The 23,337-nt window shown below is 69.9% G+C and carries 17 protein-coding genes; 8 read left to right on the plus strand and 9 right to left on the minus strand.

Annotated features, from left to right (window positions below; all coding sequences use genetic code 11):
• Positions 1-4 precede the first annotated feature (4 nt).
• The 6 genes from AC6CH2_RS21405 to AC6CH2_RS21430 all read right to left on the minus strand — a co-directional run bounded on the left by AC6CH2_RS21405 (position 5) and on the right by AC6CH2_RS21430 (position 9,373).
• Positions 5-967, minus strand: coding sequence for a ribokinase (locus tag AC6CH2_RS21405; protein ID WP_498270982.1), 963 nt, complete (start codon positions 965-967; stop codon positions 5-7).
• Positions 964-2,247: a serine hydrolase domain-containing protein gene (locus AC6CH2_RS21410; RefSeq protein WP_498270983.1), complete on the minus strand. Its 1,284-nt coding sequence runs from the start codon at positions 2,245-2,247 to the stop codon at positions 964-966. Before AC6CH2_RS21410 ends, AC6CH2_RS21405 begins: the two co-directional genes overlap by 4 nt.
• 194 nt (positions 2,248-2,441) lie before the next feature.
• Positions 2,442-4,718 carry a TonB-dependent receptor gene (locus tag AC6CH2_RS21415; RefSeq protein ID WP_498270984.1) on the minus strand — a complete coding sequence of 759 codons (2,277 nt, stop codon included), beginning with the start codon at positions 4,716-4,718 and terminating at the stop codon, positions 2,442-2,444.
• A gap of 273 nt (positions 4,719-4,991) precedes the next feature.
• Positions 4,992-5,870, minus strand: coding sequence for a LysR family transcriptional regulator (locus AC6CH2_RS21420; RefSeq protein ID WP_435397220.1), 879 nt, complete (start codon positions 5,868-5,870; stop codon positions 4,992-4,994).
• An 87-nt stretch (positions 5,871-5,957) separates the two neighbouring features.
• Positions 5,958-8,522, minus strand: a complete 2,565-nt coding sequence (locus AC6CH2_RS21425; protein WP_498270985.1) for a sodium:solute symporter family protein — start codon at positions 8,520-8,522, stop codon at positions 5,958-5,960.
• Positions 8,519-9,373, minus strand: a complete 855-nt coding sequence (locus AC6CH2_RS21430) for an HpcH/HpaI aldolase/citrate lyase family protein (RefSeq protein ID WP_498270986.1) — start codon at positions 9,371-9,373, stop codon at positions 8,519-8,521. The genes AC6CH2_RS21425 and AC6CH2_RS21430 overlap by 4 nt, the downstream gene beginning before the upstream one ends.
• A gap of 370 nt (positions 9,374-9,743) precedes the next feature.
• Between AC6CH2_RS21430 and AC6CH2_RS21435 the strand changes: the two genes are divergently transcribed.
• The 5 genes from AC6CH2_RS21435 (at position 9,744) to ubiB (ending at position 16,086) form a co-directional block, all read left to right on the plus strand.
• Positions 9,744-10,676 (plus strand): alpha/beta fold hydrolase, encoded by a 933-nt coding sequence (locus AC6CH2_RS21435; RefSeq protein WP_498270987.1) that lies wholly within the window; start codon positions 9,744-9,746, stop codon positions 10,674-10,676.
• A 4-nt stretch (positions 10,677-10,680) separates the two neighbouring features.
• Positions 10,681-12,393 (plus strand): olefin beta-lactone synthetase, encoded by a 1,713-nt coding sequence (gene oleC, locus AC6CH2_RS21440; protein ID WP_498270988.1) that lies wholly within the window; start codon positions 10,681-10,683, stop codon positions 12,391-12,393.
• A 303-nt stretch (positions 12,394-12,696) separates the two neighbouring features.
• Positions 12,697-13,713, plus strand: coding sequence for a 2-alkyl-3-oxoalkanoate reductase (oleD, locus tag AC6CH2_RS21445; RefSeq protein WP_498270989.1), 1,017 nt, complete (start codon positions 12,697-12,699; stop codon positions 13,711-13,713).
• A gap of 34 nt (positions 13,714-13,747) precedes the next feature.
• Positions 13,748-14,404 carry a ubiquinone biosynthesis accessory factor UbiJ gene (locus AC6CH2_RS21450; protein WP_498270990.1) on the plus strand — a complete coding sequence of 219 codons (657 nt, stop codon included), beginning with the start codon at positions 13,748-13,750 and terminating at the stop codon, positions 14,402-14,404.
• Positions 14,401-16,086 (plus strand): ubiquinone biosynthesis regulatory protein kinase UbiB, encoded by a 1,686-nt coding sequence (gene ubiB, locus AC6CH2_RS21455; protein WP_435395941.1) that lies wholly within the window; start codon positions 14,401-14,403, stop codon positions 16,084-16,086. Before AC6CH2_RS21450 ends, ubiB begins: the two co-directional genes overlap by 4 nt.
• A 924-nt stretch (positions 16,087-17,010) precedes the next feature.
• On the opposite strand, the gene AC6CH2_RS21460 is transcribed toward ubiB, so the two are convergent.
• Positions 17,011-19,803, minus strand: coding sequence for a M16 family metallopeptidase (locus AC6CH2_RS21460; RefSeq protein WP_498270991.1), 2,793 nt, complete (start codon positions 19,801-19,803; stop codon positions 17,011-17,013).
• A gap of 119 nt (positions 19,804-19,922) precedes the next feature.
• On the opposite strand from AC6CH2_RS21460, the gene AC6CH2_RS21465 reads away from it, so the two are divergent.
• Positions 19,923-20,684 carry a pseudouridine synthase gene (locus tag AC6CH2_RS21465; protein WP_498270992.1) on the plus strand — a complete coding sequence of 254 codons (762 nt, stop codon included), beginning with the start codon at positions 19,923-19,925 and terminating at the stop codon, positions 20,682-20,684.
• A gap of 76 nt (positions 20,685-20,760) precedes the next feature.
• Here AC6CH2_RS21465 and AC6CH2_RS21470 read toward each other — a convergent pair whose 3' ends face one another.
• Positions 20,761-21,348: a DUF2059 domain-containing protein gene (locus AC6CH2_RS21470; protein WP_498270993.1), complete on the minus strand. Its 588-nt coding sequence runs from the start codon at positions 21,346-21,348 to the stop codon at positions 20,761-20,763.
• A gap of 103 nt (positions 21,349-21,451) precedes the next feature.
• Entirely contained in the window at positions 21,452-22,087 is a 636-nt protein-coding gene (locus tag AC6CH2_RS21475; protein ID WP_498270994.1) for a hypothetical protein, read from the minus strand.
• A 182-nt stretch (positions 22,088-22,269) separates the two neighbouring features.
• Between AC6CH2_RS21475 and arfB the strand changes: the two genes are divergently transcribed.
• A complete protein-coding gene (arfB, locus tag AC6CH2_RS21480) occupies positions 22,270-22,683 on the plus strand; it encodes an alternative ribosome rescue aminoacyl-tRNA hydrolase ArfB (protein WP_498270995.1) in 414 nt (137 codons plus the stop codon).
• A gap of 10 nt (positions 22,684-22,693) precedes the next feature.
• Positions 22,694-23,305, plus strand: a complete 612-nt coding sequence (locus AC6CH2_RS21485; protein ID WP_498270996.1) for a 1-acyl-sn-glycerol-3-phosphate acyltransferase — start codon at positions 22,694-22,696, stop codon at positions 23,303-23,305.
• Positions 23,306-23,337: the final 32 nt, after the last annotated feature.

Below are 23,337 nucleotides of genomic sequence, written 5' to 3' on the forward strand. Positions count from 1 at the left end.
GTCGCTAAGCCTGAAGCGGGAAAGACGTGGCGGGCGCCGGCATCGGAGCGGCGGCGGCGAGCCGGCGCTCGACCTCGTCGCAGGCCGGCACGCTGCTCTGCGCGCCGGGGCGGGTGCAGGCCAGGGCCGAGGCGGCGCAGGCGCGGCGCAATGCCCCGGCGAAGGCCTCGCCCTGCGCGAGCGCCGCGACCAGTGTGCCGCAGAACGTGTCGCCGGCGGCGGTGGTGTCGACCGCGGCGACCGCGAACGCGGGTTGTTGCAGATGCGTGCCGCCGATGCGCGCGCGGCAGCCGCGCGCGCCGAGAGTCACCACCACGTCGCAGGCCGGCAGCCGCGCCAGCGCAGTCTCCAGGCGGTCGGCGCCCGCCGAGGCGGCTACGCCGCTGAGCGCGGCCAGTTCGCCTTCGTTGACGATCAGCAGGTCGACCGCTTCGAGCAAGCCGGGCGGCAGCGGTTGGGCCGGCGCTGGCGCCGCGTTCAAGACCACGCACACGCCGGCGGCGCGGGCGCGCCGCGCCCAGGCTTCGACCGCGGCGAGCGGGGATTCGAGTTGCAGCAGCAGATGGCTGACGCCGGCGAGATCCGGCAGGTCCTCGTCGCGCAGCGCCTCGTTGGCGCCGGGCGCGACGGTGATCGCGTTCTCGCCGTCGTCGGACACGCAGACGAAGGCGGTGCCGGTGGCGCGGTCGGCGACGCGCACGATCCGGGTGTCGACCCCGGCCTCGCGCAGCGAGCATTCGATCGGTACGGCGTGCGCGTCGTCGCCGAGCGCCAGCAGCATCCGGGTCGGCGCGCCGCCGGCGCGGGCGCAGGCCACGGCCTGGTTGGCGCCCTTGCCGCCCGGGAACAGCGCGAGTTCGCGCCCGAGCACGGTCTCGCCGGGCGCCGGCACATGGCTGGCGCGGACCACGAAGTCGAGGTTGGCCGAGCCGGCCACCAGGACCCAACCCGGCGACGCGGCGCTCATCGCGTCGTCTCCGGTGCCGAGGCGGCAGGAATTTTCAAGGCGCCAGGAATTTTCAAGGCACGGTAAACCTGTCGATAAAAGTCGTTGCCGATCCGCGGCAGATCCCGCCGAGCCTCGCCGTGCGGCAGGTGCTGCAACAAGGCGATGGCGATCAAGCGCTGTTGCGGGTCGATCGCGTAGGTGGTCGAGGCCGCACCGGACCAGCCGAATTGCCCGAGCGCGCCGGGACGGTCGCGCTTGGCCGGATCGATCACGACATAGCCGCCGAAGCCGAAGCCTTCGCCGTCGCTGTACTGGTTGACCGGCGGATCGAGCATGCCGAGTTGGTTGCGCAGGATCGCGGCGACGGTGTCGGCGCGCAGCAGACGCCCGGAGGCGGTGTCGTCGCCGCAAGCGTCTGTCGCGCTCGGGGTGGGCGCCACCGGAGCTCGCGCTGCGTCGCTCTCGGTGCACAGGCCCGCGACCGGAACGATGCGCCCGCCATCGAGCAGCATCTGCGCGAAGCGGGCGTAGTCGGCGGCGGTCGAGTACAGCCCGCCGGCGCCGCTCGGGTAGGCGTTCAAGCGCGCGCCGGGTTCGCGCGCGCTCGGACCGTCGGCGATCCGCAGTCGGCCGTCTTCATCCATCGCGGTGAGGTCGACCACGCGCCCGCGTTGCGACGGCGGCACCTCGAATCCGGTGTCGCGCATCGCCAGCGGCGCGAACACGCGGTCGCGCAGGAACGCATCGAAGCTCTGTCCGGCGACGACCTCGACCACCCGCGCCAGCACTTCCAGCGCGGCGCCGTCGTAGCCGAAGCGGGTGCCCGGATCGGCGGCGAGCGGTGCGCGGCTGAGGCGCTCGACGAAACCGCGCAGGTCGGCGGCGGCGTGCGGGTCCTGGCGCCGCACCAGCTCGCTCGCGAGTTCGTCGCCGTCGCGCCCGGCGGCGAAACCGGCGGTATGAGTGAGCAAATGGCGCAGGGTGATCTCGCCGGAAGCCGCGCGCAGCCGCGGCGCGGCGAGGTCGCCGCCGGCGACGACCTGGGGCCGCGCGAGTTCGGGCAGATAGCGCGACACCGGGTCGTCGAGGCCGATCCGGCCCTGCTCGACCAGCAGCATCGCCGCGACCGAGGCGACGGTCTTGCTCATCGAATAGATTCGGAAGATCGAATCGCGCCGCATCGGCTCCCGGCGGGCCAGGTCGCGGTGGCCATAGGCCCGCCAATCGACGATGCGGCCGTCGCGCGCGACCAGGGTGACCGCGCCGAGATAGCCGTCGCGGCCGGTGACCGAATGCATGTAGCGGTGCAGCTGCGAGAAGTCTGCAGAAAGCAGGTCCGCCCCGGCGGCTTCGGTGTTCGCCGCGGCCGAGCGCTCGCCCGCGCAGGCCGGGCCGAGGCACAGGCCGAGCGCGGCGACAGCGAAAAGCCACCGCCGCGGGCGCGAGGACCCGGCGGCGGTTCGAGGGAAACCCGGCGATGAGCGCGAACGGTTCAGAACTTGAAGGTATGGGTGAGCGAGAAGGTGCGGCCGCGGCCGGCCCAGTAGTTCTGGAAGCCGCCCGGCGGCTGCGACCAGCTCAGGATGTATTGCTTGTCGAACAGGTTCTCGATGCCTAGCGAAAACTTGCCGTAACGCTCGGTCTCGAAGTTCATGCCCAGGTCGAACAAGGTGTAGCCGCGGGTGTTCTCGCGGAAGTTGAAGCGCGCGCCGTCGAAGGCGCGTACGTCGTTGCCGGACAGGTCGCGCGAGAACAGGGTAGTCGCGCCCAGGCTGACGTCGCCGCGCGGGTGGTATTTCCAGGTCAGGGTCCAGGCGAACTTGTCGGGGTTGATGTCGAGCACGCCCATCGGCTTGTTCATGCCGCCCTCGCCGTAGCGGCCGGCGGCGTCGGCGGCCCAGAACGAGGTCTTGCCGCGGGTGTGCGAATACACCGCGCTGAAGCGCCAGGCCTCGTTGAAGCGCCAGTCGCCGGACAGTTCGTAGCCCTTGATCCGCACCGGCGCGCGCAGCAGCACGAAGTCGTTGGTGGCCGGATCGATCGCCAGCGATTGCCCGTAGTCGGACTTGGAATCGTAGTGCGAGGCGCTCAGCGCGCCGCGCTCGCCGCGCCAGTTGAAGCCGAACTCGGTGTTCTCGACCACGATCGCATTGAGGTCGAGCAGGTCGGCGACGCCGATGCGCGGGTCGTTCGGGCAGCCGTCGGGCTGGGTGTCGCCGGGGTCGTTGGAGCACTGGATGTTGCGCAGCGGAATGCCGACGTTGGCCAGGGTGAAGCCCTCGCCGTAGGAACCGAACACCGACCAGCCGTCGGTGATGCGCCAGACCGCGCCGAAGTTGCTCAGGGTCTCCTGGTAGTCGAGGGTGCCGCCGTCGACGTGGCGGCGGTCGCGGTACCAGGTGGTGGTGTAGCTGTCGACGTGCAGCTCGCCGTCTTCGCGGCGCACGCCGCCGCTCAGGGTGACCGGGCCGATGTCCCACGACAGCTGCGCCCACGGCGCGCGGCTCTTGTACTCCATCGGCGGCACCCACAGCCGGTCGGTCAGCGCCAGGCGCTGCTCGGCGGTGTCTTCGACCAGGTCGAGGCCGACCCGCAGCTCCAGGCCGCTGACCGAGAACAGCGACGGCCGCGCCCAGGAGGTGCGCAGGCCCTTCTTGTCGGTGGCGATTTCGGACTGGTCGTAGATCGAGCCGGGCGGCCCGAGCAGCGGGTCCTGCCGGTCGATGCTGTTCTCCGGCAGATAACGCATCTGCTGGTCGGCCTTGTAGGCGTTGACGGTGAGGGTGCCGCCGAACAGGTCCGAGTGGATGTAGGTGAGTTGATATTGCTTGAAGTCGTTGATCGCGGCCTTGGAGCCGAAGATGCTGCCGCGCTCGGAGGTGTTGGTGCGGGTGGCGCCGCACAGCGCGGCCTCGTCCGGGCGGCAGCCCAGCACCTGCACGTAGTTGGCCTCGCCTTCGATGTTGAAGTGACTGACCGAGCCTTCGATGCGTTGCACACCGTCCTCGCCGAAGGCATAGCCGGCCTTGAGGAACAGGTTGCGCGACTCGGTGTCGGCCAGCGAACCGCTGGTGTTCATGCCGATGCGGCGGCCGTTGCCGTCGTAGGTGATGCCGCGGTCGAGGAAGGACGCGCTGGCGAGCAGGTCGAAGTTGCCGGACTTGCGGGCGAAGTTGAAGCCGAGCTTCCAGCCTTCGCTGTCGTCCTCGAACTGGGTGGTGTAGCGCGAGATCACGGTGAACTCGTTGCCTTCGCGGGTCGGCGCGGCCGAGAGGTAGTTGATGATGCCGCCGGCCGCGCCGATGCCTTCCGAGGCCGAGGGGCCGTTGATGACTTCGATGCGGCCGACGATGCCCATGTCGGTGAAGGTGCCGTTGCGCGTGCCCTCGCGCAGCGGCGAGCCCTGCGGCACGCCGTCGAACAGGCGCAGGGCGACGCGGCCGCGCAGGTTTTCGCCGGTATTGCTCATCGCCTGCGAGGACTCGGCATAGCCCGGCACCGTGCGCGCCAGCACCGCGGTCGCGTCTTCGGTCAGCACCAGGTTGCGCTGCACTTCTTCCTTCGAGACCAGGGTGATCGCGCCGGGAATGCGGTCGACCGCCTTCGGGCTGCGGGTGCCGGTCACCACCACGTTGTCGAGATCGACCGCGGTGCGGTCCGGCGCGTCGTCGCCGTCGTCGCCGGCCGGCGTGTCCTGTGCGCGAGCGGGACCGGCGATGGCCGAAAGCAGCAGGATGCTGCTGATCGCGGCGGTGAGTGGCTTGAGCATGTCGTGTCCCGTCCAGGCTGCGGTTGGCGGCGCGCGCCGAGGCGGCGAACGCATGAACCCCGGCGTCGAGCGACCGCGGCGTGGCCGCGTCCTTGTGGCGACGTCCCCGACATCGCATGTCCCCGGAGTGAGTGCGAGCCTATGCGTTCGACTGCGCGCATAGAACCGCTGCGGACTATGTTCAGAGACTAGGAATTGTTGCTTGAGAATCAGCGATTTATTGCCGCACTGCAGCATGTGCGGCGCATCGCGCCGGCAGCGATGGCGGCGCGCTCAACCCTTGGCTTGCATCGCCTTGCGGCTTTCCTGCAGCAGCACCGTCACCAGCCGCACGCGCACGCTCGAACGCGACCAGACGATGCCGATGCAGCGTTTGGCCGAAGCATCGGGCAAGGCGATGCGCGCGATGTTCAGGCCTTCCGGCCACGGCCTGGCCCAGTCCGGCACCAGCGAGACGCCGAGGCCGCGGTCCACCATCACCGCGATCGCGTTCAGCGCGTTGAGCTCGAAACGTTCGCGCGGCACGATGTTGGCCGCGCGCAGGTATTCGTCGGCCTGGCGGCCGCCCCACTGGTGGCGGTCGTAGCGGATCAGCGGTTCGTTGGCGAGCAGGTCGTGCGGATCGCGCTCGGCCATCGCCGCCGGCGCCAGCACGATCAGCGGCTCCTCGCGCAGCAACTGCCATTCGCAGGTCTTCGGCAGCGGGAACGGCGCCTGCAGCACGATCGCCGCATCCAGGTCGCCCTGCTCGACGGCGTGGTAAAGGTCGGCCGAATAGCCGGGCTTGATGAACACGTTGATCTGCGGAAAGGTCTCGACCATGCGCGCGAGCACGTCGGGCAGCATGCCGGCGAGCGCGGTCGGGCAAGCGCCCAGGCGCAGCTCGCCGGAGATCTCGCTTTCGTTGGCCACGCTGCGCAGGTCGGCGACGCTGCGCAACAGCTCGCGGCTGCGCGGCAGGATCCGCGCGCCCTCCTCGGTCACGCTGACCGTGCGGCCGACGCGGGCGATCAGCGGCGCGCCGATCTCGCGTTCCAGGGTGCGGATCTGCTGCGCCACCGCGGCCGGCGTGATGCCGAGTACGCGCGCCGCCGCGGCCATCGAGCCTTGGTCGACGATGGTCACGAAGGTGTTGAGAAATTGGGTTTCCAAGGGCCCTCTCGCTGAGCTCGCGACGGCGCGGCGATTCGCGGCCGGCCGAGGCAGGCTACACGAGCCCCGCGGGGCCCGCGTATGCCATCAGGGGGAGGCCGGCGCGGCGGCGGCCACGGGATCGCGGTCGCGGTAGATGGTCAGCCCGTCGAGCGAACGCGCCGGCGGCGGGAACAACAGGCTGGCGAGGTAACCGATGACGATGCACAGCAGGATCGAGATCGCCAGATAGAAGTAGGGATGGACCAGGCGGAACGACCAGATCACCAGAGTCAGCACGATGCTCGCGCCGATGCCGATCGCCACGCCGGGCGAGTTGGCGCGGCGGGTGAACATGCCCAGGGTGTAGGCGCCGGCGAACCCGCCGCCGAGCAGGCCGGCCAGTTCGATCGACACGTCGAACAGCGAGTGGATGTCGAAGCGCGACAGCAGCAGCGCCGCGCCGATGCCGACCAGGCCCACCGCGACCGTGGTCAGCTCGGCGACGAACACGCTTTTCTTGGCGCTGCCGCGCTTGCTGAGCTTTTCGTAGAAGTCGACCGAGATCAGCGTCGCCACGCTGTTCATGATGCCCGACAGGGTCGCCATGGCCGCGGCGAAGATGCCGGCGATGATCAGCCCGGTCACGCCGACCGGCAGTTCGGCGGCGATGAACAAAGGGAAGGTGGCGTCGATCGGCAGCAGCGGGTTCATCCGCTCCGGGTGCGACTTGTAATAGACGAACAAGGCGGTGCCGATCATGTAGAACACGAAACCGCCGGGGATCATGATCGCGGCGAAGGCCCAGATCGAACGCCCGGCCTCGCGGTCGGACTTGGTCGACAGGGTGCGCTGCATCAGCACCTGGTCCTTCGGGAAGGTCAGCACCACGTCGAACAGCACCAGGAACACGAAGCCCCACACCGTAGCCTTGGTCATGTCGAAGCTGAAGTCGAACAGATGCATCTTGTCTTCGGCGCGGGCGATGGCGAGGAACTCGCCGAAGCCGCCGTTCAACTGCCAGACGATGAAGCCGATGGCGAACACCGCGCCGCCCATCTTGACGATGACCTGGACGAAGTCGGTCCAGATCACCGCCTTCATCCCGCCCATCGCGGTATAGACGATGGTGAAGCCGCCCATCAGCAGCACGCTCCAGAACACGCTGATGCCGGTGATGGTGGCGATGGCGAGCGCCGGCAGGAACAGGATCACGCTCATGCGGCTGCCGATCTGGGTCAGGATGCACAGCGCGCTGGCGAGCATCCGGATCGCCGGGTGAAAGCGCGTCTCCAGGTAGGAGAACACCGACATCAGGTCGAGCCGGCGCAGCAGCGGCACGATCCAGATCGCCACGAAGATCAGCCCGAGCACCGCGATCAGATTGTTGGTGAGGTATTGCCAGTTGCTCTCGAACGCCTTGGCCGGAATGGCGATGAAGCTGATCGAGCTGGTGTTGGCGGCGTACAGGCTGACGCCGGCGGCCCAGAACGGAATGCTGCGGCCGCCGACGAAGAAATTGGCGGTCGAGTTGCGCTTCTCGCGCAGATAGAAGTACAGGCCGATGCCGATCATGCCGGCCAGGTAGACCACGATCACCAGCCAGTCGAGCCAGTGCAGCAGCAATTTGTTGGCCTGCACCTGGGCGGTGGCGAAACCGGTGCGGCGGCCGTCGGCCGAGGGCTGCGTCCACAACAGGCCGTCGGGCCAGGCGGCGATGAGCGGGGCGCCGGCGGGCTGGGTTCCGGCCTGTTGTAAGTCGGCCTGCTGTGAGTCGACTTGCTGTAAGTCGGCCTGCCGTGCGCCGGGCAGTTGCGCACCCGGCAGCGGCGCCCAGGCCTGGGTGATGGTCTGGTAGGTCATCGGCGTGGCCTGCGCCGCGCCCGGAGCGAGGACCGGAAACAGCACGTGCGCCTGGCCGAGCGCGCGGCCGGAGCCGGCGAGCACCTGCCCCGGCACCGCACCGGCCTGGCGCCAGCCGTGGTCGGCCGACCAGCGCAGCAGACGGTCGGCGCCGCCTTGCGGATCGGGGACGACGACGAACAGCGAACGCGTCTGCACCGCCAGCGCGCGCGGCGCGGCGGCGCCGGGCCAGATCGGCATCGGGGTCCAGGCCGCGGCCGTGTCGGCGAGCCCGCGCTGGAACAGGTGCACGGTGCCGGAGGCGTCGCGCCCGGCGACGAACAGACTGTCCGCCGACAGCGCGCCGCGCGGCTGCGTCAGCGCGGCCGGCAACGGCGGCAACGGTATCTGACGCAGGCCGCGTGGGTCGAGATGCAATTGCGCGACCGCGGTGGCGGCGCTGCCTGCCGCCGATACCGCATAGGCGCGGGTGCCGTCGCCGATCAGCGCGATCATCGCGGTGGTGTCGCCGGCGGGCAGGGCGGCCCAGGCGGCATCGCCGGGGCCCAGGCTCCAGGCGCCGCCGCGGGCGATCGCGACGGTGCGCCCTTCGATCGCCGCCACGCCGAGCAGCGGCGAGGGCGTGTCGAGCGCGGGCAGGCTGGCGCTGCGCAGCGGCGTCAGCGGCTCGGCCTGCAGCGGCGCGGCCAGGAACAGCAGCAGCGCGCAGGCGGCGAGCGAACGCCGCGCGAGGCGCTGCGCCAGCGACAGCCAACCTCGCGGCGACGTGGCCGGGAGGGCGGTGGCATTTTCGATGCGCGGCGGGCTCATGGGCGCTCCGCGGCGGCGACCAGGGCCTGGGCGCGCTTGAGGAAGGGCTGGTCGATCATGCGTCCGTCGACGACGAACACGCCGCGGTCGTCGGCCGGCATCGTGGCGGCCGCCGCGACCACCCGCCGCGCCGCCGCCAACTCGTCGGCGCCGATCGCGAAGGCGGCATGCGCCAGCGCGATCTGGCGCGGATGCACGCAGGTCTTGCCGAGATAACCGAGCCGGTGCGCGGCCTGCGCTTCGGCGCTGAAGCCGGCGTCGTCGTGCAGGTCGGCGTAGGCGCCGTCGAGCGCGAACACGCCGGCTGCGGCCGCGGCCATGCGCACGGCGAACATCGCCGCATGCACGTTGGCCGGATCGCGGCGGTCGATGCCTTCGGCCTCGAACAGATCGCCCAGGCCGAGTTGTAGGCCGGCCACGCGTGGATGCGCGGCGGCGATCTCGGCCGCGTGGCCGAGCGCGCGCGGGGTTTCGATATTGACCAGGACGCGTATCGGCCGGGCGGCGGCATCGCCGGCCTGGGCCTCTTCGATCGCCGCGACGGCCTCGCGCAATGCCTGCGCCGATTCGATCTTGGGCAGGTTGATCATCGCCACGCCGGTGTGCGCCAGCGCGGCGATGTCGGCGGCGAAGTGCGCGCAGGCCGGGTCGTTGACGCGCACGATGACGAGCTTGGCCGAGGCCGCGGCCGGCGCGGACGCGACGAAGGCGGCGACCGCCGCGCGCGCGGCGTCCTTGTCGCGCTGAGCGACGGCGTCTTCCAGATCGAAGGAGAGCGCATCGGCCGCGCCGGCCAGCGCCTTGTCGAACAATTCCGGCCGCGATCCCGGCACGAACAGCTTGCTACGCATGGATCACCGCGGCGGAAGGCGAGTCGTCATGGGGGCTGAGTGTGCGACAAGCGGGCCGCGGCAATCGCACAGGGCCGGCATGTTCAAACGATAGCTTTTGTTTCGATCGGCCAGGCGAGCGGGCCAGGCGAGCGGGCCAGGCGATGGGCAAGCGAGCGGGTCGGCGAGGCGGCGGGCGGCGCTGCCGGCGACGGCTCGCCGGGCCGCGCGCAGTCGCCGGATCGGCACCGATCGGCGGCGAACGGCAGGCGAATTGCCGCCGAATTGCCGTGGATTCTGCGGGAACGTTCCCCATCCGGCCGATGCAGCCGATAATGTCGCCCTGTCCGCCCAGGTCCGCGCCCGTTCGCGTGCCGCCAACGAGCCGCCGATGACGTCCAGCCGCAGTTTCCCCGACTACCCCTTCCAGCCGCAGCGTTTCGAGGTCCGTCCCGGAATCGGGATGAGCTATCTCGACGAAGGCCCGCGCGATGGCGAGGTCGTGGTGATGCTGCACGGCAATCCCTCATGGAGCTATTACTGGCGCAAGCTGGTGCTGGCCTTGCGCGATCCGAATTCGGGCAAGGCCTATCGCTGCATCGTCCCCGATCATGTCGGCATGGGCCTGTCGGACAAGCCTTCCGACGATCCGGCGGCGCGGCCGCATTACGCCTACACCCTGCAGTCGCGGGTCGACGACGTCGAACGCCTGTTGCAGCACCTCGGCGTGACCGGGCCGATGACCCTGGCCGTGCACGACTGGGGCGGCGGCATCGGCTTCGGTTGGGGGCTCAAGCATTCCGAGCAGATCAAGCGCCTGGTCATCACCAACACCGGCGCGTTTCCGCTGCCGGCGGCCAAGCCGCTGCCCAAGCGCCTGCGCCTGGGCCGCGATTCGGCGATCGGCACCGGCCTGATCCGCGGCTTCAACGCCTTCGCCGGCGGCGCCGCGCGCATGGGCGTGGTCAAGCCGATGCCGGCCGAGGTGCGCCGCGCCTACCTGGCGCCGTACGACTCCTGGGCCAACCGCATCGCCACCTCGCGCTTCGTCCAGGACATTCCGCTCGCCGAAGGCGACCCGGCCTGGCCGCTGGTGCAGGCGATGGGCCGCAAGCTGCCCGAGTACGCCGACCGCCCGGCCTTCATCGGCTGGGGCCTGCGCGATTTCGTCTTCGACCATCACTTCCTCAAGGGCTTCACCGATGCGCTGCCGCAGGCGCAGGTGCACGCCTTCGACGATGCCGGCCATTACGTGCTGGAAGACCGGGCCGAGGTGCTGGTGCCGGAAATCCGCGCCTTCCTCGACCGGCATCCGCTGAGCTGAGCCGATGACGACGCCCGACTCGGAAGCCTTCGCCGCAACGGACGCCGTCGACGCAGGCACGGCGGCTGGCCGCAGCGACACCTGCAACATCGCCGCCGCGTTGCCGGCCTGCGCGGCGCAGTCGCCCGAGCGCGTGGCGATGCGTTGCCCGGGCACGCGCCGCGGCGACGGGCTGGCGAGCTACGATATCGAGCTGACCTACGGCGAACTCGACCGCCGCAGCGACGCGATCGCCGCCGGCCTGGCCCGACGCGGCATCGTGCGCGGCACCCGCACCGCGGTGATGGTGCGGCCGTCGCCGGAATTCTTTCTGTTGATGTTCGCCCTGTTCAAGGCCGGCGCGGTGCCGGTGCTGATCGACCCGGGCATCGACAAGCGCGCCTTGCGGCAATGCCTGGACGAAGCCGAGCCGCAGGCCTTCATCGGCATTCCGCTGGCGCATGTCGCCCGCGTCGTGCTCGGCTGGGCGAAGTCGGCGAGCATCCGCATCACCACCGGCAAGCGCGCTTTCCTCGCCGACGACACCCTGGCGCGCGTCGAACGCGACGGCGCCGGCGCGCCCTCGCAACTCGCCGACACCCGTCCCGACGAAGTCGCCGCGATCGTGTTCACCAGCGGCTCGACCGGCGTGCCCAAGGGCGTCGTGTTCCGTCATCGCCACTTCGTCGCCCAGATCGAAATGATGGGCGAGGCCTTCGGCATCGCCCCGGGCGGGGTCGACCTGCCGACCTTCCCGCCGTTCGCCCTGTTCGATCCGGCGCTCGGCCTGACCTCGGTGATCCCCGACATGGACCCGACCCGGCCGGCGCAGGCCGACCCGGTCAAGCTGATCGACGCGATCCATCGGTTCGGCGTCGATCAGCTGTTCGGTTCGCCGGCGTTGATGGCGGTGCTGGCCAAGCATGGCCAGGCCCTGCCGGGGGTGAGGCGGGTGACGTCGGCCGGCGCGCCGGTGCCGCCGGAAACGGTGGCGGCGCTGCGCGAGCTGCTGCCGCGCGACGCCCAGTTCTGGACCCCGTACGGCGCCACCGAATGCCTGCCGGTGGCGGTGATCGAAGGCCGCGAACTGCAGTCCACGCGTGCGGCGACCGAGCAGGGCGCCGGCACCTGCGTGGGCCGCGCGGTCGAGCGCAACGAGGTGCGGATCATCCGCATCGACGATGCCGCGATCGAACATTGGTCCGACGAGTTGGTGCTGCCGGCTGGCGTGGTCGGCGAGATCACCGTCGCCGGCCCGACCGCGACCGACAGCTATTTCCGCCGCGATGCGGCCACCCGGCTGGCCAAGATCCGCGAAGTGCGCGGCGAACTCGACCGCATCGTCCACCGCATGGGCGACCTGGGTTATCTCGATGGCGAAGGCCGGCTGTGGTTCTGCGGACGCAAGAGCCACCGGGTCGAAACTGCGAGCGGTCCGCTCTACACCGAGCAAGTCGAGCCCGTGTTCAACACCCACCCGAAGGTGCGCCGCACCGCCCTGGTCGGTACCGGCGAGCCCGGCGCGCAGTTGCCCTTGCTGTGGGTGGAGCTGCACGAGCCGCGCAGCGCGCGCGCCGAGTGCGAGCGCATCGCCGAAGAATTGCGCGCGATCGGCGCCCAGCATCCGCATACCGCCGGTATCGAACGGATCCGCTTCCACCCCGGGTTTCCGGTCGACATCCGCCACAACGCCAAGATCGGCCGCGAGAATCTGGCGGCGCAGGCGCGTAAGGGCTGAGGCGGGCTGCGTCGGATCGACGCAGACTTGGCGTGGCAGGCAGAGCCGATATTCCGGCCTTGCACGACAGGCCAATTCCCCAGCCCCTTTCAAAGCCAGGAGAGGGCGGGCGCCTCTTGTCGCTCCCGCAGTGGCTTCGCAGCCGCCTTCTGTTGCCCTTCGATAAAGGGAGCGAACGGCCGCGCAGCGGACAGGGGGGGGCTCTTTCTGCGCCGGCGCACGGCGCAGTCCGGCGCGCGCAGCCTATGATGCGCAGGGGTTCCGCGGCCACGCGCTGCGCTCACGACTTAGGGATGGATGACGATGAAGATTCTGGTCACCGGCGGCGGTGGTTTTCTCGGGCAGGCGCTGTGCCGCGGCCTGGTCGCGCGCGGGCATGAGGTGGTCAGCTTCAACCGCGGCCTGTATCCGGCGCTGGAACCGCTCGGGGTGACCCAACTGCGCGGCGACCTCGCCGATCGCCAGGCGGTGATCGATGCGGCGCAGGGCTGCGAGGCGGTGTTCCACAACGCCGCCAAGGCCGGCGCCTGGGGCAGTTACGACAGCTACCACCAGGCCAACGTGGTCGGCACGGAGAACGTGCTCGCGGCCTGCCGCGCCCACGGCATCGGCAAGCTGATCTACACCTCGACCCCGAGCGTGACCCATCGCGCCACCCATCCGGTCGAAGGCGGCACCGCCGAGACCGTGCCCTACGGCGAAGGCTTCAAGGCCGCTTATGCGACCACCAAGACGATCGCCGAGAAGGCCGTGCTCGCCGCCAACGGGCCGCAACTGGCCACAGTCGCGCTGCGCCCGCGCCTGATCTGGGGCGTGGGCGACAACCAATTGCTGCCGCGTCTGGTCGAGCGCGCCAAACAAGGCCGCCTGCGTTTCGTCGGCGACGGCCAAAACCGCATCGACACGACCTATATCGACAACGCCGCCCAGGCTCATTTCGACGCCTTCGAGCACCTGGCCCCGGGCGCGCCCTGCGCCGGCCGCGCCTACTTCATCAGTAACGGCGAGCCGCGCACGGTGCGCGAGACGGTCAACGGCCTGCTCGCCGCGGCCGGTGCGCCGACCGCCGACAAGACCCTGCCGTTCCGCGCCGCCTATGCGATCGGCGCGGTCTGCGAGGCGCTGTGGACCTTGCTGCCGCTCAAGGGCGAGCCGCCGATGACGCGCTTCCTCGCCGAGCAACTGTCGACCACCCACTGGTACGACATGGCGCCGGCCCGGCGCGACTTCGGCTACGTCCCCCAGGTTGGCTTCGACGAAGGCCTGGCGCGGGTGCGCGCCCACCACGCCCAAGGCGGCGCGGCCTCGACATCCTCCTAACAGCCGGCCGGCGCGCGCCGGCTAGAATGGCGGCATGACCGATACCGCCTCGCCCCTGGATGCGCTCAAGCCGATGGCCGGCCGCGCGCTCGAAGCCGCGTTGAACCGCGCGCTCGCGCTCGATCCCGACACCCGCGAGGCGCTGCGCCCGCTCGATGGCCGCAGCGTCGCCCTGCACTTGGCGTCGCCTCCGCTGGCCCTGCGCATCCTGGTGGCCGGCGAACGGCTCGAAGTCGGGCCGGTGCGCGCCAGCGACGAACCCGACCTGTCGGTGCGCAGCACCCTCGGCGCGATCCTGGCGCAGTTGCCGAACCTGCTGGGCGCGGCCGACGAGCGCGCCGCGCCGGTCGGCAAGCTGCGCATCGAGGGCGACGCGGACCTGGCGCGGCGCCTGCAGCGCCTGGCAGAACGCTTCGACCCGGACTGGCAGCAACCCTTCACCGCAGTGTTCGGCGAGGTGATCGGGGTGCAGGTCGCCAACACCCTCGCCGGCGCCCTGCGCCATGCCCGCGACGCCGCCGGCGCGCTGGCCGGCAACCTCGCCGAATACGTCACCGAGGAGTCGCGCGACGTGGTCCCGCGCGACGAACTCAACGCCTTCCACGACGACGTCGACCGCCTGCGCGACGACGTCGAGCGCGCCGCCGCGCGCGTGACGCGCCTGCGCGACCGCGCGAGACGCAGCGCATGAGGTCGGCCGTGCGTGCCTGGCGTATCGGCCGCGTGCTGCTGCGCTATCGCCTCGACGACCTGCTCGACGGCACTCCGGCCGAACGCTGGCTCAAGCTCGCGCGACCGTTCGTGCCGCGCGCCTCCGACGAGATCGCGGCGATGTCGCGCGGCGCGCGTCTGCGCCTGGTGCTGCAGGAGCTCGGGCCGATCTTCGTCAAGTTCGGGCAGATCCTCTCGACCCGCCGCGACCTGGTGCCGCCGGACATCGCGATCGAATTGGCCCTGCTGCAGGACCGGGTCGCGCCGTTCGACGGCGAGACCGCGCGCAAGATCGTCGAGGACGCGCTGGAACGCCGCATCGGCGAGGCGTTCGAGTCGTTCGACATCGAACCGCTGGCCTCGGCTTCGATCGCCCAGGTGCACGCGGCGAGGTTGCCTGCGCAGGACGGCAAGCCGTCGCGCGAAGTCGTGGTCAAGGTGTTGCGCCCCGACATCGAGGGCAAGATCGCCGGCGACATCGCCCTGCTCAAGGCGCTCGCCGCGCTGGTCGACCGCGCCCATCCGAGCGCCGACAAGATCCGCCCGCGCGCGATCGTCGCCGAGATCGAGAGCACCCTCGCCGCCGAGCTGGACCTGCAGCGCGAAGGCGCCAACGCCAGCGTGCTGCGCCGGTTCTGGGCCGACAGCGACGATATGTACGTGCCGGAAGTGATCTGGTCGCACACCGGCGAACGCGCGCTGACCCTCGAGCGCGTATACGGCATTCCCTCCGACGACATCGCCGCGCTCGACGCCGCCGGCATCGACCGGCGCGCGCTCGCCTCCAAGGGTGTGCGGGTGTTCTACACCCAGGTGTTCCGCGACAATTTCTTCCATGCCGACGCCCACGCCGGCAACATCTGGGTCGACAGCGACCCGGCGCGGCGCAGCAACCCGCGCTTCATCGCCCTGGACTTCGGCATCATGGGCCAGCTTTCCGACGAGGATCAGTACTACCTCGCCGAGAATTTTATGGCGATCTTCAACCGCGACTACCGGCGCATCGCCGAGTTGCACGTGCAGGCCGGCTGGATTCCGCCGCACATCCGCATCGACGAACTCGAAGCGGCCACGCGCGCGGTCTGCGAGCCGTACTTCACCCGCCCGCTCAGCGAGATTTCGCTGGCCGAGGTGCTGGTGAAGCTGTTCCGCACCGCGCAGCGCTACGAGCTGACCCTGCAGCCGCAGCTGATCCTGCTGCAGAAGACCCTGCTAAACATCGAAGGCGTCGGGCGCCTGCTCGACCCCAGGCTCGACATCTGGGCGGTGGCGCGGCCGGTGCTGCAGCGCATCCTGCTCGAGCGCTACAGCCCGCAGCGCCTCGCGAGCGAGTTCCGCAAGCGCCTGCCCGAGCTGGTGACGCGCGCGCCGGAAATGCCGCGCCTGCTGCACAGCTGGCTCAACCAGCAGGTGTCGGGCCAGCACGAGCTCAAGATGCGTTCGCAGGACATCACCGAGCTCAACCGCACGATCAAGGACGCAGTGCGGCGCACGGTCGCGGCGATCCTCGGCACCGGCCTGCTGGTGGTCGCGGCGGTGCTGTACGGCATGGAGTCGGGCGGGCCGCGGTTCTGGTCGATCCCGGCCTCGTCGTGGATCGCCGGTCTCGGCGGCCTGTGGGCGTTGCTGGCGGCGTGGCCGCGGAGCAAGAGCTCGGGTTGAGGGGGGGGGTGTCTTGGCTGGTTGCTGCACGAGGCCGAGGCTCTTCTTGGTGGTGCCGGCGCGTGTGGTCGCGTGGTCGCGGTTTGCGCCGCTTCTGTGGGGGATGGATTCGCCGCGTTGCGTTGCAGGCTTCGCCTTTGTAGGAGCGAAGTGAGTCGCGACCGTGGGACGGGGAGGGGCGCTGGAGCTGATGTTGCTCATCGAGGCGGCGGGCTTTCGCGAGGGTAGGAGCGGCGCAAGCCGCGACCGTGAGGTCTCAACTCGCGTCGCATCGGTAAGACCTCTGTAGGAGCGACGTAAGTCGCGACCGCGGACGCGCAGAGGCGCCATGGCTAATGCCATCCATCGAAGCGGCGCACTTTCGCCAGGGGTAGGAGCGGCGCAAGCCGCGACATCGTTGTGACGGTCTTGCGGCGCATCGCTCACTCGAACGAGATCAGGATCAAGATCAAACCCAAAGCTTCCGCCACTAAAGCGGCGGGTTACTTTCTTTTGTCTAAAAAAACAAAAGAAAGGTAACCAAAGAAGTTGCTTTGTTCTGAATCACAGGCCCGCGCGTTCGATGCATACGCGGTGATTTTTCATACGGGACATCCCTGTCCCGATGAAAAACGGCCCGCATCCCTGCGGGCCGCCCTCCGGGTCTTCGTTTGCCTTCGCTAATGCGAATCGGCGCACAGCCACAGCCACAGCCAAGCCAAAGCAGCGGCAATGGCACGGCAACGGCAACGGCAACGGCAAGAAGCTGGGATTCCGCGGCGGCTCGCTTTGCCGTTGCCGGTCTAGCTCGGCTTACGATTCAGGACGATGCTACCGATACGGCAACATCCGCCGTTGCCCCCTTTAAGTGGGGGCTGTGCCTGCGCGGCAGGCCCGGGGGGATTTGCCGTTGCCGTGCTCTTGCTTGCTGGCCGTAGCTCCGCGTTACTTGCTCTCCGGCGGCTTGGCCGACGCGGAGAAATCGCCGGCGGTGTAGACGCTCAGCTGTTCGGGCTTGAGGTGCTTGCGGATCGCGGCGTTGACCGCGTCGACGGTCAGCGCCTTGAACTTCGCGTCGAGATCGGCGGAGAACTGCATGCTGCGGCCATAGAACAGATTGCTGGCGAGCGCTGAGGCGATCGCCGGGTCGGAGGCGCGGGCCTGTTCGCGCTGGGTCAGCAGGCCGGAGACCGCATCGCGCAGTTCGTCGGCGCCGACGCCGTCCTCGATCAGGCGCGCGAGTTCCTCGCGCATCGCACGCTCGACCCGGTCCAGGTTCTGCGGCGCGGCGATCGCTTCGATCGACCAGTTGCCGGCGTCGTCGCGGCCGCTGCGGCTGCTGTCGGCGTCGAGGTCGCTGCCGACCCCGTAGCTCAGGCCGTCCCGCTGGCGGATGCGGTCGCCCAGGCGCGACTTGATGGTGCCGCCGCCGAGGATGTAGTTGGCCGCGACCAGCGCCGGGAAGTCCGGGTCGGTGTCCTTCAGCGACAGGTTGGCGCGCGCCAGCAACACGCCGTTGGGCTTGTCCGGGGTGTCGAAGCGGCGGCGCTCGGCGGCGACCGCGGTGTAGCGGGTGTCGATCGGTACGAACGCGTGCTTCGGGCGCCAGTCGGCGAACAGCTCGCGCAGCTGGTGCTTCAGCGCGGCGGGATCGAAATCGCCGACCACGCTGATCTGGCCTTCGGCGCTGCCGTACAAGTCGCGGTGATAGGCGCGCACGTCGTCGATCTTGAGCGCCTTGAGCGCCGCCAGCGACTCGTCCAGGTCCATCGCATGCAACGGATGCCCGGCCGGCCAGGGATCGAAATGCCGGGCCATGGCGATGCCGGCGACGCTGCCGGGTTCCTGGCGCGAGGCTTCCAGGCCAGTGATCGCCTGCAGGCGGTATTGCTCGAATTCCCGCTCCGGATAGGTCGGTGTACGCAGCACCCTGGCTGCCAGCGCGAGCGCTTCGCCGAGTTGCTCGCGGCGCGTGGTCAGCTCGATGCGCGCCGACTGCAGGCTGCCGCTGATGCGCGCGCTGGTCTTGAGCGCTTCGAAGCGTTCGTCGATCTGCTGGCGGGTCAGGCCTTCGCTGCCGCGCATCAGCAGGGCGCCGGCGATGCTGCCGGCGACTTCGCGGTTCCTGAGTGCGGCGAGGTCGGCGAAATTGAACGAGGCCGAGACGGTGACGGTGCCGCCGCGGGTTTTCTTCGGCAACAGAGCCAGCTTGAGTCCGCTGCCGACGCCGGTGTCGATCGCGATCGTTTCGGTGCGCGCCTGGATGTTGGCCGGGGTCGGGTCGAAGTGTTCGCCGGCTTCGATCGCGGTCTTGCCGGTATAGCCCTGCAGCACCGTGGCGGCGCTCGGCGCGGCCGGAATCTCGACCCGCTGCGGTGCGTCGGTCGGGACGAAGCGGCCGAGGGTGCGGTTGCTTGGGATCAGGTAGCGGCGGGCGACGCGGTTGACGTCGTCGGCGCCGACCTTCTCGAGTGCGTCGCGGTAGTGGAAGTACAAACGCCAGTCGCCGGCGACGACCGCGTCCGACAGGCCCATCGCGACGCCGGAGACGTTGGTGTAGGCCAGTTCGAAGCCATTGCGCAGGCGTTGCTTGGCCGCTTCGACTTCGGCCGCGGTGACCGGCTGGCGTTCGATCTGTTCGAGCTGGGCGAGCAACACCTGCTCGGCCTTGGCCGCATCGCCGTCCTTCGGCACCGCGGCGAGCGCGCTGAACAGACCCGGGTCCCGGCGCTGCTCGCTGCTGCCGCCGACGCTCGCGGCCAGGCCGCTTTCGACCAGGGCCTTGTGCAGACGGCCACCCGGCACGTGGCCGAGCACCTCGTCGAGCACGCCGAGCGCGGCCGCGTCGGCATGAGTGCCGGCGGGCACGTGGTAAGCCGCCATCAGCAGGCGGATGTCGCCGACCCGGCGCACGGTGACCTCGCGCTCGCCGTCCTGGGCCGGGTCGCGGGTGTAGAACTTGCGCATCGGCCCGGATGGCTTGGTCAGCGGACCGAAGTGGCGCGCGACCGCGCTCAAGGTCGCGGCGGGGTCGAGCCGGCCGGCCAGCACCAGGGTGGCGTTGTCGGGCCGGTACCAGGCGCGGTAATAGGCCTGCAGGCGTTCGATCGGCACGTTCTCGACGTCGCTACGCGCGCCGATGGTGCTGTTGCCGTAGTGGTGCCACAGGTAGGCGGTCGAGCGCACGCGCTGCATCAGCGCCGCGACCGGGCTGTTCTCGCCGCTTTCCATCTCGTTGCGGACCACGGTCATTTCGCTGTCGAGGTCTTTGCGGGCGATGTCGGAATGCAGCATGCGGTCGGCTTCCAGGCCGAGCAGCCAGTCCAGGGTGGCGTCGTTGGCCGGGAACGAGGCGAAGTAGTTGGTGCGGTCGAGCGAGGTCTCGGCGTTGAAGCCGATGCCGCGCTTCTTCATTTCGGCCGGGATGTCGCGGTGACGCGGCGTGCCCTTGAACAGCAGGTGTTCGAGGAGGTGGGCCATGCCGGTCTCGCCGTAGTTTTCCTGCAGCGAGCCGACCGCATAGATCAGGTTGACCGTCACCGTGGGCTGGCTGGCGTCGGGAAACAGCAGTACGCGCAGGCCGTTGCTCAGGCGGTACTCGCAGATGCCTTCGACGCAGGGGCCGGCGCTGACTCCGGCCGGCGGCTTCGGCGATTCGGCCCGGGCCGACGGCAGGGCCAGCGTGAGGACGAGGGCGAGCGAGGCGAGCGGGGCGAGGCGGGCGCGGTAGTGGGGCATGTGAGTCCTGAGCTGTTCGATGGCGCTGGGAGTGCTGAATGTTTCATGGGCGCTCTGTGAGCGCCGGGTGCAATAGACGAAGATAGCGGCCGATCACCCTAGCGCCTGCGTGCGGCCCCATGAACCCGACGTTCATTCCGACCCCAGATTCACACGCCGGCCCGAGCGCGGAAACAGCCGCCCCCGGCCTGCCGGTGTTGTACGCCGACGAGACGATCGCAGTCATCGACAAGCCGGCGGGGCTGATGGTTCACGACAGCGCGCTCGCGCGCGGCGAGACCGACTTCGCCGCCGACCGCCTGCGCGAGCAGTTCGGCCGGCCGATCTTCCTGGTTCATCGCCTAGACCGGGCCACCAGCGGCTGCCTGTTGCTGGCCTTCGAACGCGAAGCGGCCTCGACCCTGGGCAAGGTGCTGATGTCGCGCGAGGTCGAGAAGGATTACCTGGCGGTGTGCCGCGGCTGGCCCGCCGAGGACGCGTTCGAGGTCGATCACGAGCTCGACGGCGGCCCCGGCAAGCCGGTCAAGAAGCCGGCGCTGACCCGCTTCCGCTGCCTGGGACGAACCGAGCTGGCCCTGCCGTCGGCGGGCTTCGAGACCTCGCGCTACGCCCTGCTGTTGGCGCAGCCGCAGACCGGGCGTTTCCGCCAGATCCGCCGCCACCTCAAGCATCTGTCGCATCACCTGATCGGCGACACCAGCCACGGCGACGGCCGCCACAACCGCAGCTTCCGCATGCTCGGTATCCATCGCATGTTGCTGCACGCGCAGCGGCTGGCCTTCCTGCATCCGCTCAGCGGCGAACGCATCGTCGCGGTGGCGCCGCCGGACCGGGAGTTCGCCAAGGCGCTGGCGCTGTTCGAGACCCCGCCGGCCGGTTGAGCCGCTAGCCGCCGATGCGCACGCGGTTCCCACCTGGGGACGGCCAGCGGATAAGCCCCCGTCTTATTACAGGCCCTCAACCGCCAGCCGCAGAGCCGCCGCTGCTCGGCGGCGAGGGCGGCGAGGGCGGCGACGGCGGCGCAGGCGGCGCCTTGTCGTCTCCGTCGACGATCTCCTTGACCTCGTCGCGCAGCTCGCGCTGCATGCGTTCGAACATGCCTTTCATCAGCGGCTGCATTTCCTGCATGGTCCGGCCCATCGCCTGCGGCATCTTTTCCATGATGCTGCGCCCGGCCGGGCTGCCGTAGAAATCGATGATCGCCTGCACTTCGGCGGCATCGAAGGTTTCGCCGTAGACCTTGCGGTAGATCGGCGCGACCGCCTTCCAGTCCAGCATCTGTTCGACCACGTTCATCTGCCGGGCCAGGCTGCGCTGGAGCGCTTCGCGTTGCTTGTCGTCGAGCCGGTCGCCGGCTTCGGCCTCGGCCATCATCTCGGCCGATTCGCGCATCTGCTTGAGCATCTCGCCCTTCATGCGCTCGTAGTTCATCGACTGCATGAGCCGGTCGATCTGCGCGTCGCTCGGACGGGCGGCGAAGGCCGGCGCCGCGCACAGCGCGGCGCTCAGCAACACGACGGACAGGCCGCGGGACAGCTGGATCATGGGGTTCTTCCTTGAAGGGGGACGGCATCGTCCGTGGGCGCGCGCCGGCCGTCGGTGCGGCCGGCAGGGTGGATTCGATCGGTTTCGCCCGAACGCAGGGCGATCAGGGGCGGCGCTCGTACTGCCTGTAGACCGGGCGCGCGGCGGCGTTGGAGGCGGCGTTGAGCAGATCCTGCAGGAAGGCGTCGCGCAACACCTGCTTGGGCGTGCCCGAGCCGTTGCCGCCGACCCCGTAACCCTGTTGCCCCATCTGTTGCAGCACGCGGCGGCCTTCCGGGGTGCGCGACAGCTCGGTCAGCGCCTGCAGCTCGGACGCACTGAAGCCGCCGTTGCTCCGCTCGAAACCGTCGCGGTCGTAGACGTTGCCGTAGGCGTCGCGGCCGTAGTGGCTGTCGTCGTAGCGGCGCTCGTCGCGGCCGTCGTCGTGTTGGTTCGCGGCGCCGGCGGCGTTCTGCAACTGCTGCATGAAGCCGCTCTGCACGCCGGCGTACTTGCGCAGGATTTCCTGGTCGGTCGCATTCGCCGGCCGCCCGACCACGGCCTCGGCCATCGCCTGGGCCGACTGCAGGGTCTGCCGTTGCGCGCGCGGCGAGGCGATGGCGTCGACGTTGGCCGGGTCGACGTAGCCGCTTTGCGCCAGGGCCGGCGCGGCGGCGAACATCGCGGCGAACATCAGCGCGGTGAACATCAGCGCGGCGAGCGGGGTTGCGGCGAGCGGGCGGGGCTGGCGCTGCTGCATCGGACTTCCTCCTTGGACCGGTCCGGGCATGGTCCGCCTCGCCCGCGGCCGCGTCAACGCTGGCCGCCACAGCCGCCCGCCGCGGTCAAGCCCGGCGGCAGCCGCGCCTCGCGCCGGGGGCCGTCAATGCCGCGTAATGGACGCGACCGCGCGCCGGTCTACAATCGCCGGCGGAGGAGAGCATGGTGGATCTGTCGATCACGATTCCCGAACAGGAATTGGTCGAGCGCTTCGTGCGTTCGACCGGTCCGGGCGGGCAAAACGTAAACAAGGTCGCGACTGCGGTCGAACTGCGCTTCGATATCGCGCAGTCGCCGTCGTTGCCCGAGGCCGTGCGCGAGCGCTTGCTGAGCAAGCGCGACCGGCGCGTCACCACCGAGGGCGTGCTGGTGATCAGCGCGCAGCGTTTCCGCACCCAGGAACGCAACCGCGAGGACGCCCGCGAGCGCCTGGCCGCCTTCGTCGACAGCGGCCTGCGCGCGCCCAAGCCGCGCATCGCCACGAAGCCCAGCCGTGCTTCCAAGGAACGCCGCCTCGGCGCCAAGCGCGAACGCAGCTCGACCAAGCGCGGTCGTTCGCAAAGCAATTGGGACTGACGGAGCCCGCATGCAGCAGCCAGCCCGCGACGACATCGTCCTGACCTTGCCGCCGAACGTGCCGCAAGTGCGCTTCAACCGTTTCACCCGATGGATCGGCCGCACCATCCTGCGGCTCGGCGGCTGGCGCATGGTCGGCGCCTTTCCCGACATTCCGCGCGCGGTGCTGATCGGCGCACCGCATTCCTCGAACTGGGACGGCGTCTGGGGGTTCGCGGCGAAGGCGGCGATGGGCCTGGACGTGAAAGTCCTCGGCAAGGACTCGCTGTTCCGGGTGCCGCTGCTCGGCGGCCTGCTGCGTTCGCTCGGGGTGATCCCGGTCAACCGCAGCGCCGCGCACGGCGTGATCGAGCAGGCCGCGGCGATGATCCGCGCTCAGGAGCATTTCTGGTTCGGCCTCGCCCCCGAAGGCACGCGCAAGGTGGTCGAGCGCTGGAAGGCGGGGTTCTGGAAGATCGCCAAGGCCGCCGACGTGCCGGTGGTGCCGGCGTATTTCCACTACCCCGACAAGATCATCGGCATCGGCGAGGCGTTCCACCTCGGCGAGGACATGGAGGCCGACATGCGCCGCATCCGCGACTGGTACAAGCCCTGGCAGGGCAAGCACCACGGCACGAGCTGACCGATCGGTCTGATCCGAGTCGAGCCGGCCGG

Source organism: Lysobacter sp. GQ73 (assembly GCF_059758755.1).

What these genes read in the sequence shown, in the direction of transcription:
- AC6CH2_RS21405 (WP_498270982.1), bottom strand. Translation starts at nt 967, where the DNA reads ATGAGCGCCGCGTCGCCGGGTTGGGTCCTGGTGGCCGGCTCGGCCAAC.
- AC6CH2_RS21410 (WP_498270983.1), bottom strand. Translation starts at nt 2,247, where the DNA reads ATGCATTCGGTCACCGGCCGCGACGGCTATCTCGGCGCGGTCACCCTG.
- AC6CH2_RS21415 (WP_498270984.1), bottom strand. Translation starts at nt 4,718, where the DNA reads ATGCTCAAGCCACTCACCGCCGCGATCAGCAGCATCCTGCTGCTTTCG.
- AC6CH2_RS21425 (WP_498270985.1), bottom strand. Translation starts at nt 8,522, where the DNA reads ATGAGCCCGCCGCGCATCGAAAATGCCACCGCCCTCCCGGCCACGTCG.
- AC6CH2_RS21430 (WP_498270986.1), bottom strand. Translation starts at nt 9,373, where the DNA reads ATGCGTAGCAAGCTGTTCGTGCCGGGATCGCGGCCGGAATTGTTCGAC.
- AC6CH2_RS21435 (WP_498270987.1), top strand. Translation starts at nt 9,744, where the DNA reads ATGACGTCCAGCCGCAGTTTCCCCGACTACCCCTTCCAGCCGCAGCGT.
- oleC (WP_498270988.1), top strand. Translation starts at nt 10,681, where the DNA reads ATGACGACGCCCGACTCGGAAGCCTTCGCCGCAACGGACGCCGTCGAC.
- oleD (WP_498270989.1), top strand. Translation starts at nt 12,697, where the DNA reads ATGAAGATTCTGGTCACCGGCGGCGGTGGTTTTCTCGGGCAGGCGCTG.
- AC6CH2_RS21450 (WP_498270990.1), top strand. Translation starts at nt 13,748, where the DNA reads ATGACCGATACCGCCTCGCCCCTGGATGCGCTCAAGCCGATGGCCGGC.
- ubiB (WP_435395941.1), top strand. Translation starts at nt 14,401, where the DNA reads ATGAGGTCGGCCGTGCGTGCCTGGCGTATCGGCCGCGTGCTGCTGCGC.
- AC6CH2_RS21460 (WP_498270991.1), bottom strand. Translation starts at nt 19,803, where the DNA reads ATGCCCCACTACCGCGCCCGCCTCGCCCCGCTCGCCTCGCTCGCCCTC.
- AC6CH2_RS21465 (WP_498270992.1), top strand. Translation starts at nt 19,923, where the DNA reads ATGAACCCGACGTTCATTCCGACCCCAGATTCACACGCCGGCCCGAGC.
- AC6CH2_RS21470 (WP_498270993.1), bottom strand. Translation starts at nt 21,348, where the DNA reads ATGATCCAGCTGTCCCGCGGCCTGTCCGTCGTGTTGCTGAGCGCCGCG.
- AC6CH2_RS21475 (WP_498270994.1), bottom strand. Translation starts at nt 22,087, where the DNA reads ATGCAGCAGCGCCAGCCCCGCCCGCTCGCCGCAACCCCGCTCGCCGCG.
- arfB (WP_498270995.1), top strand. Translation starts at nt 22,270, where the DNA reads ATGGTGGATCTGTCGATCACGATTCCCGAACAGGAATTGGTCGAGCGC.
- AC6CH2_RS21485 (WP_498270996.1), top strand. Translation starts at nt 22,694, where the DNA reads ATGCAGCAGCCAGCCCGCGACGACATCGTCCTGACCTTGCCGCCGAAC.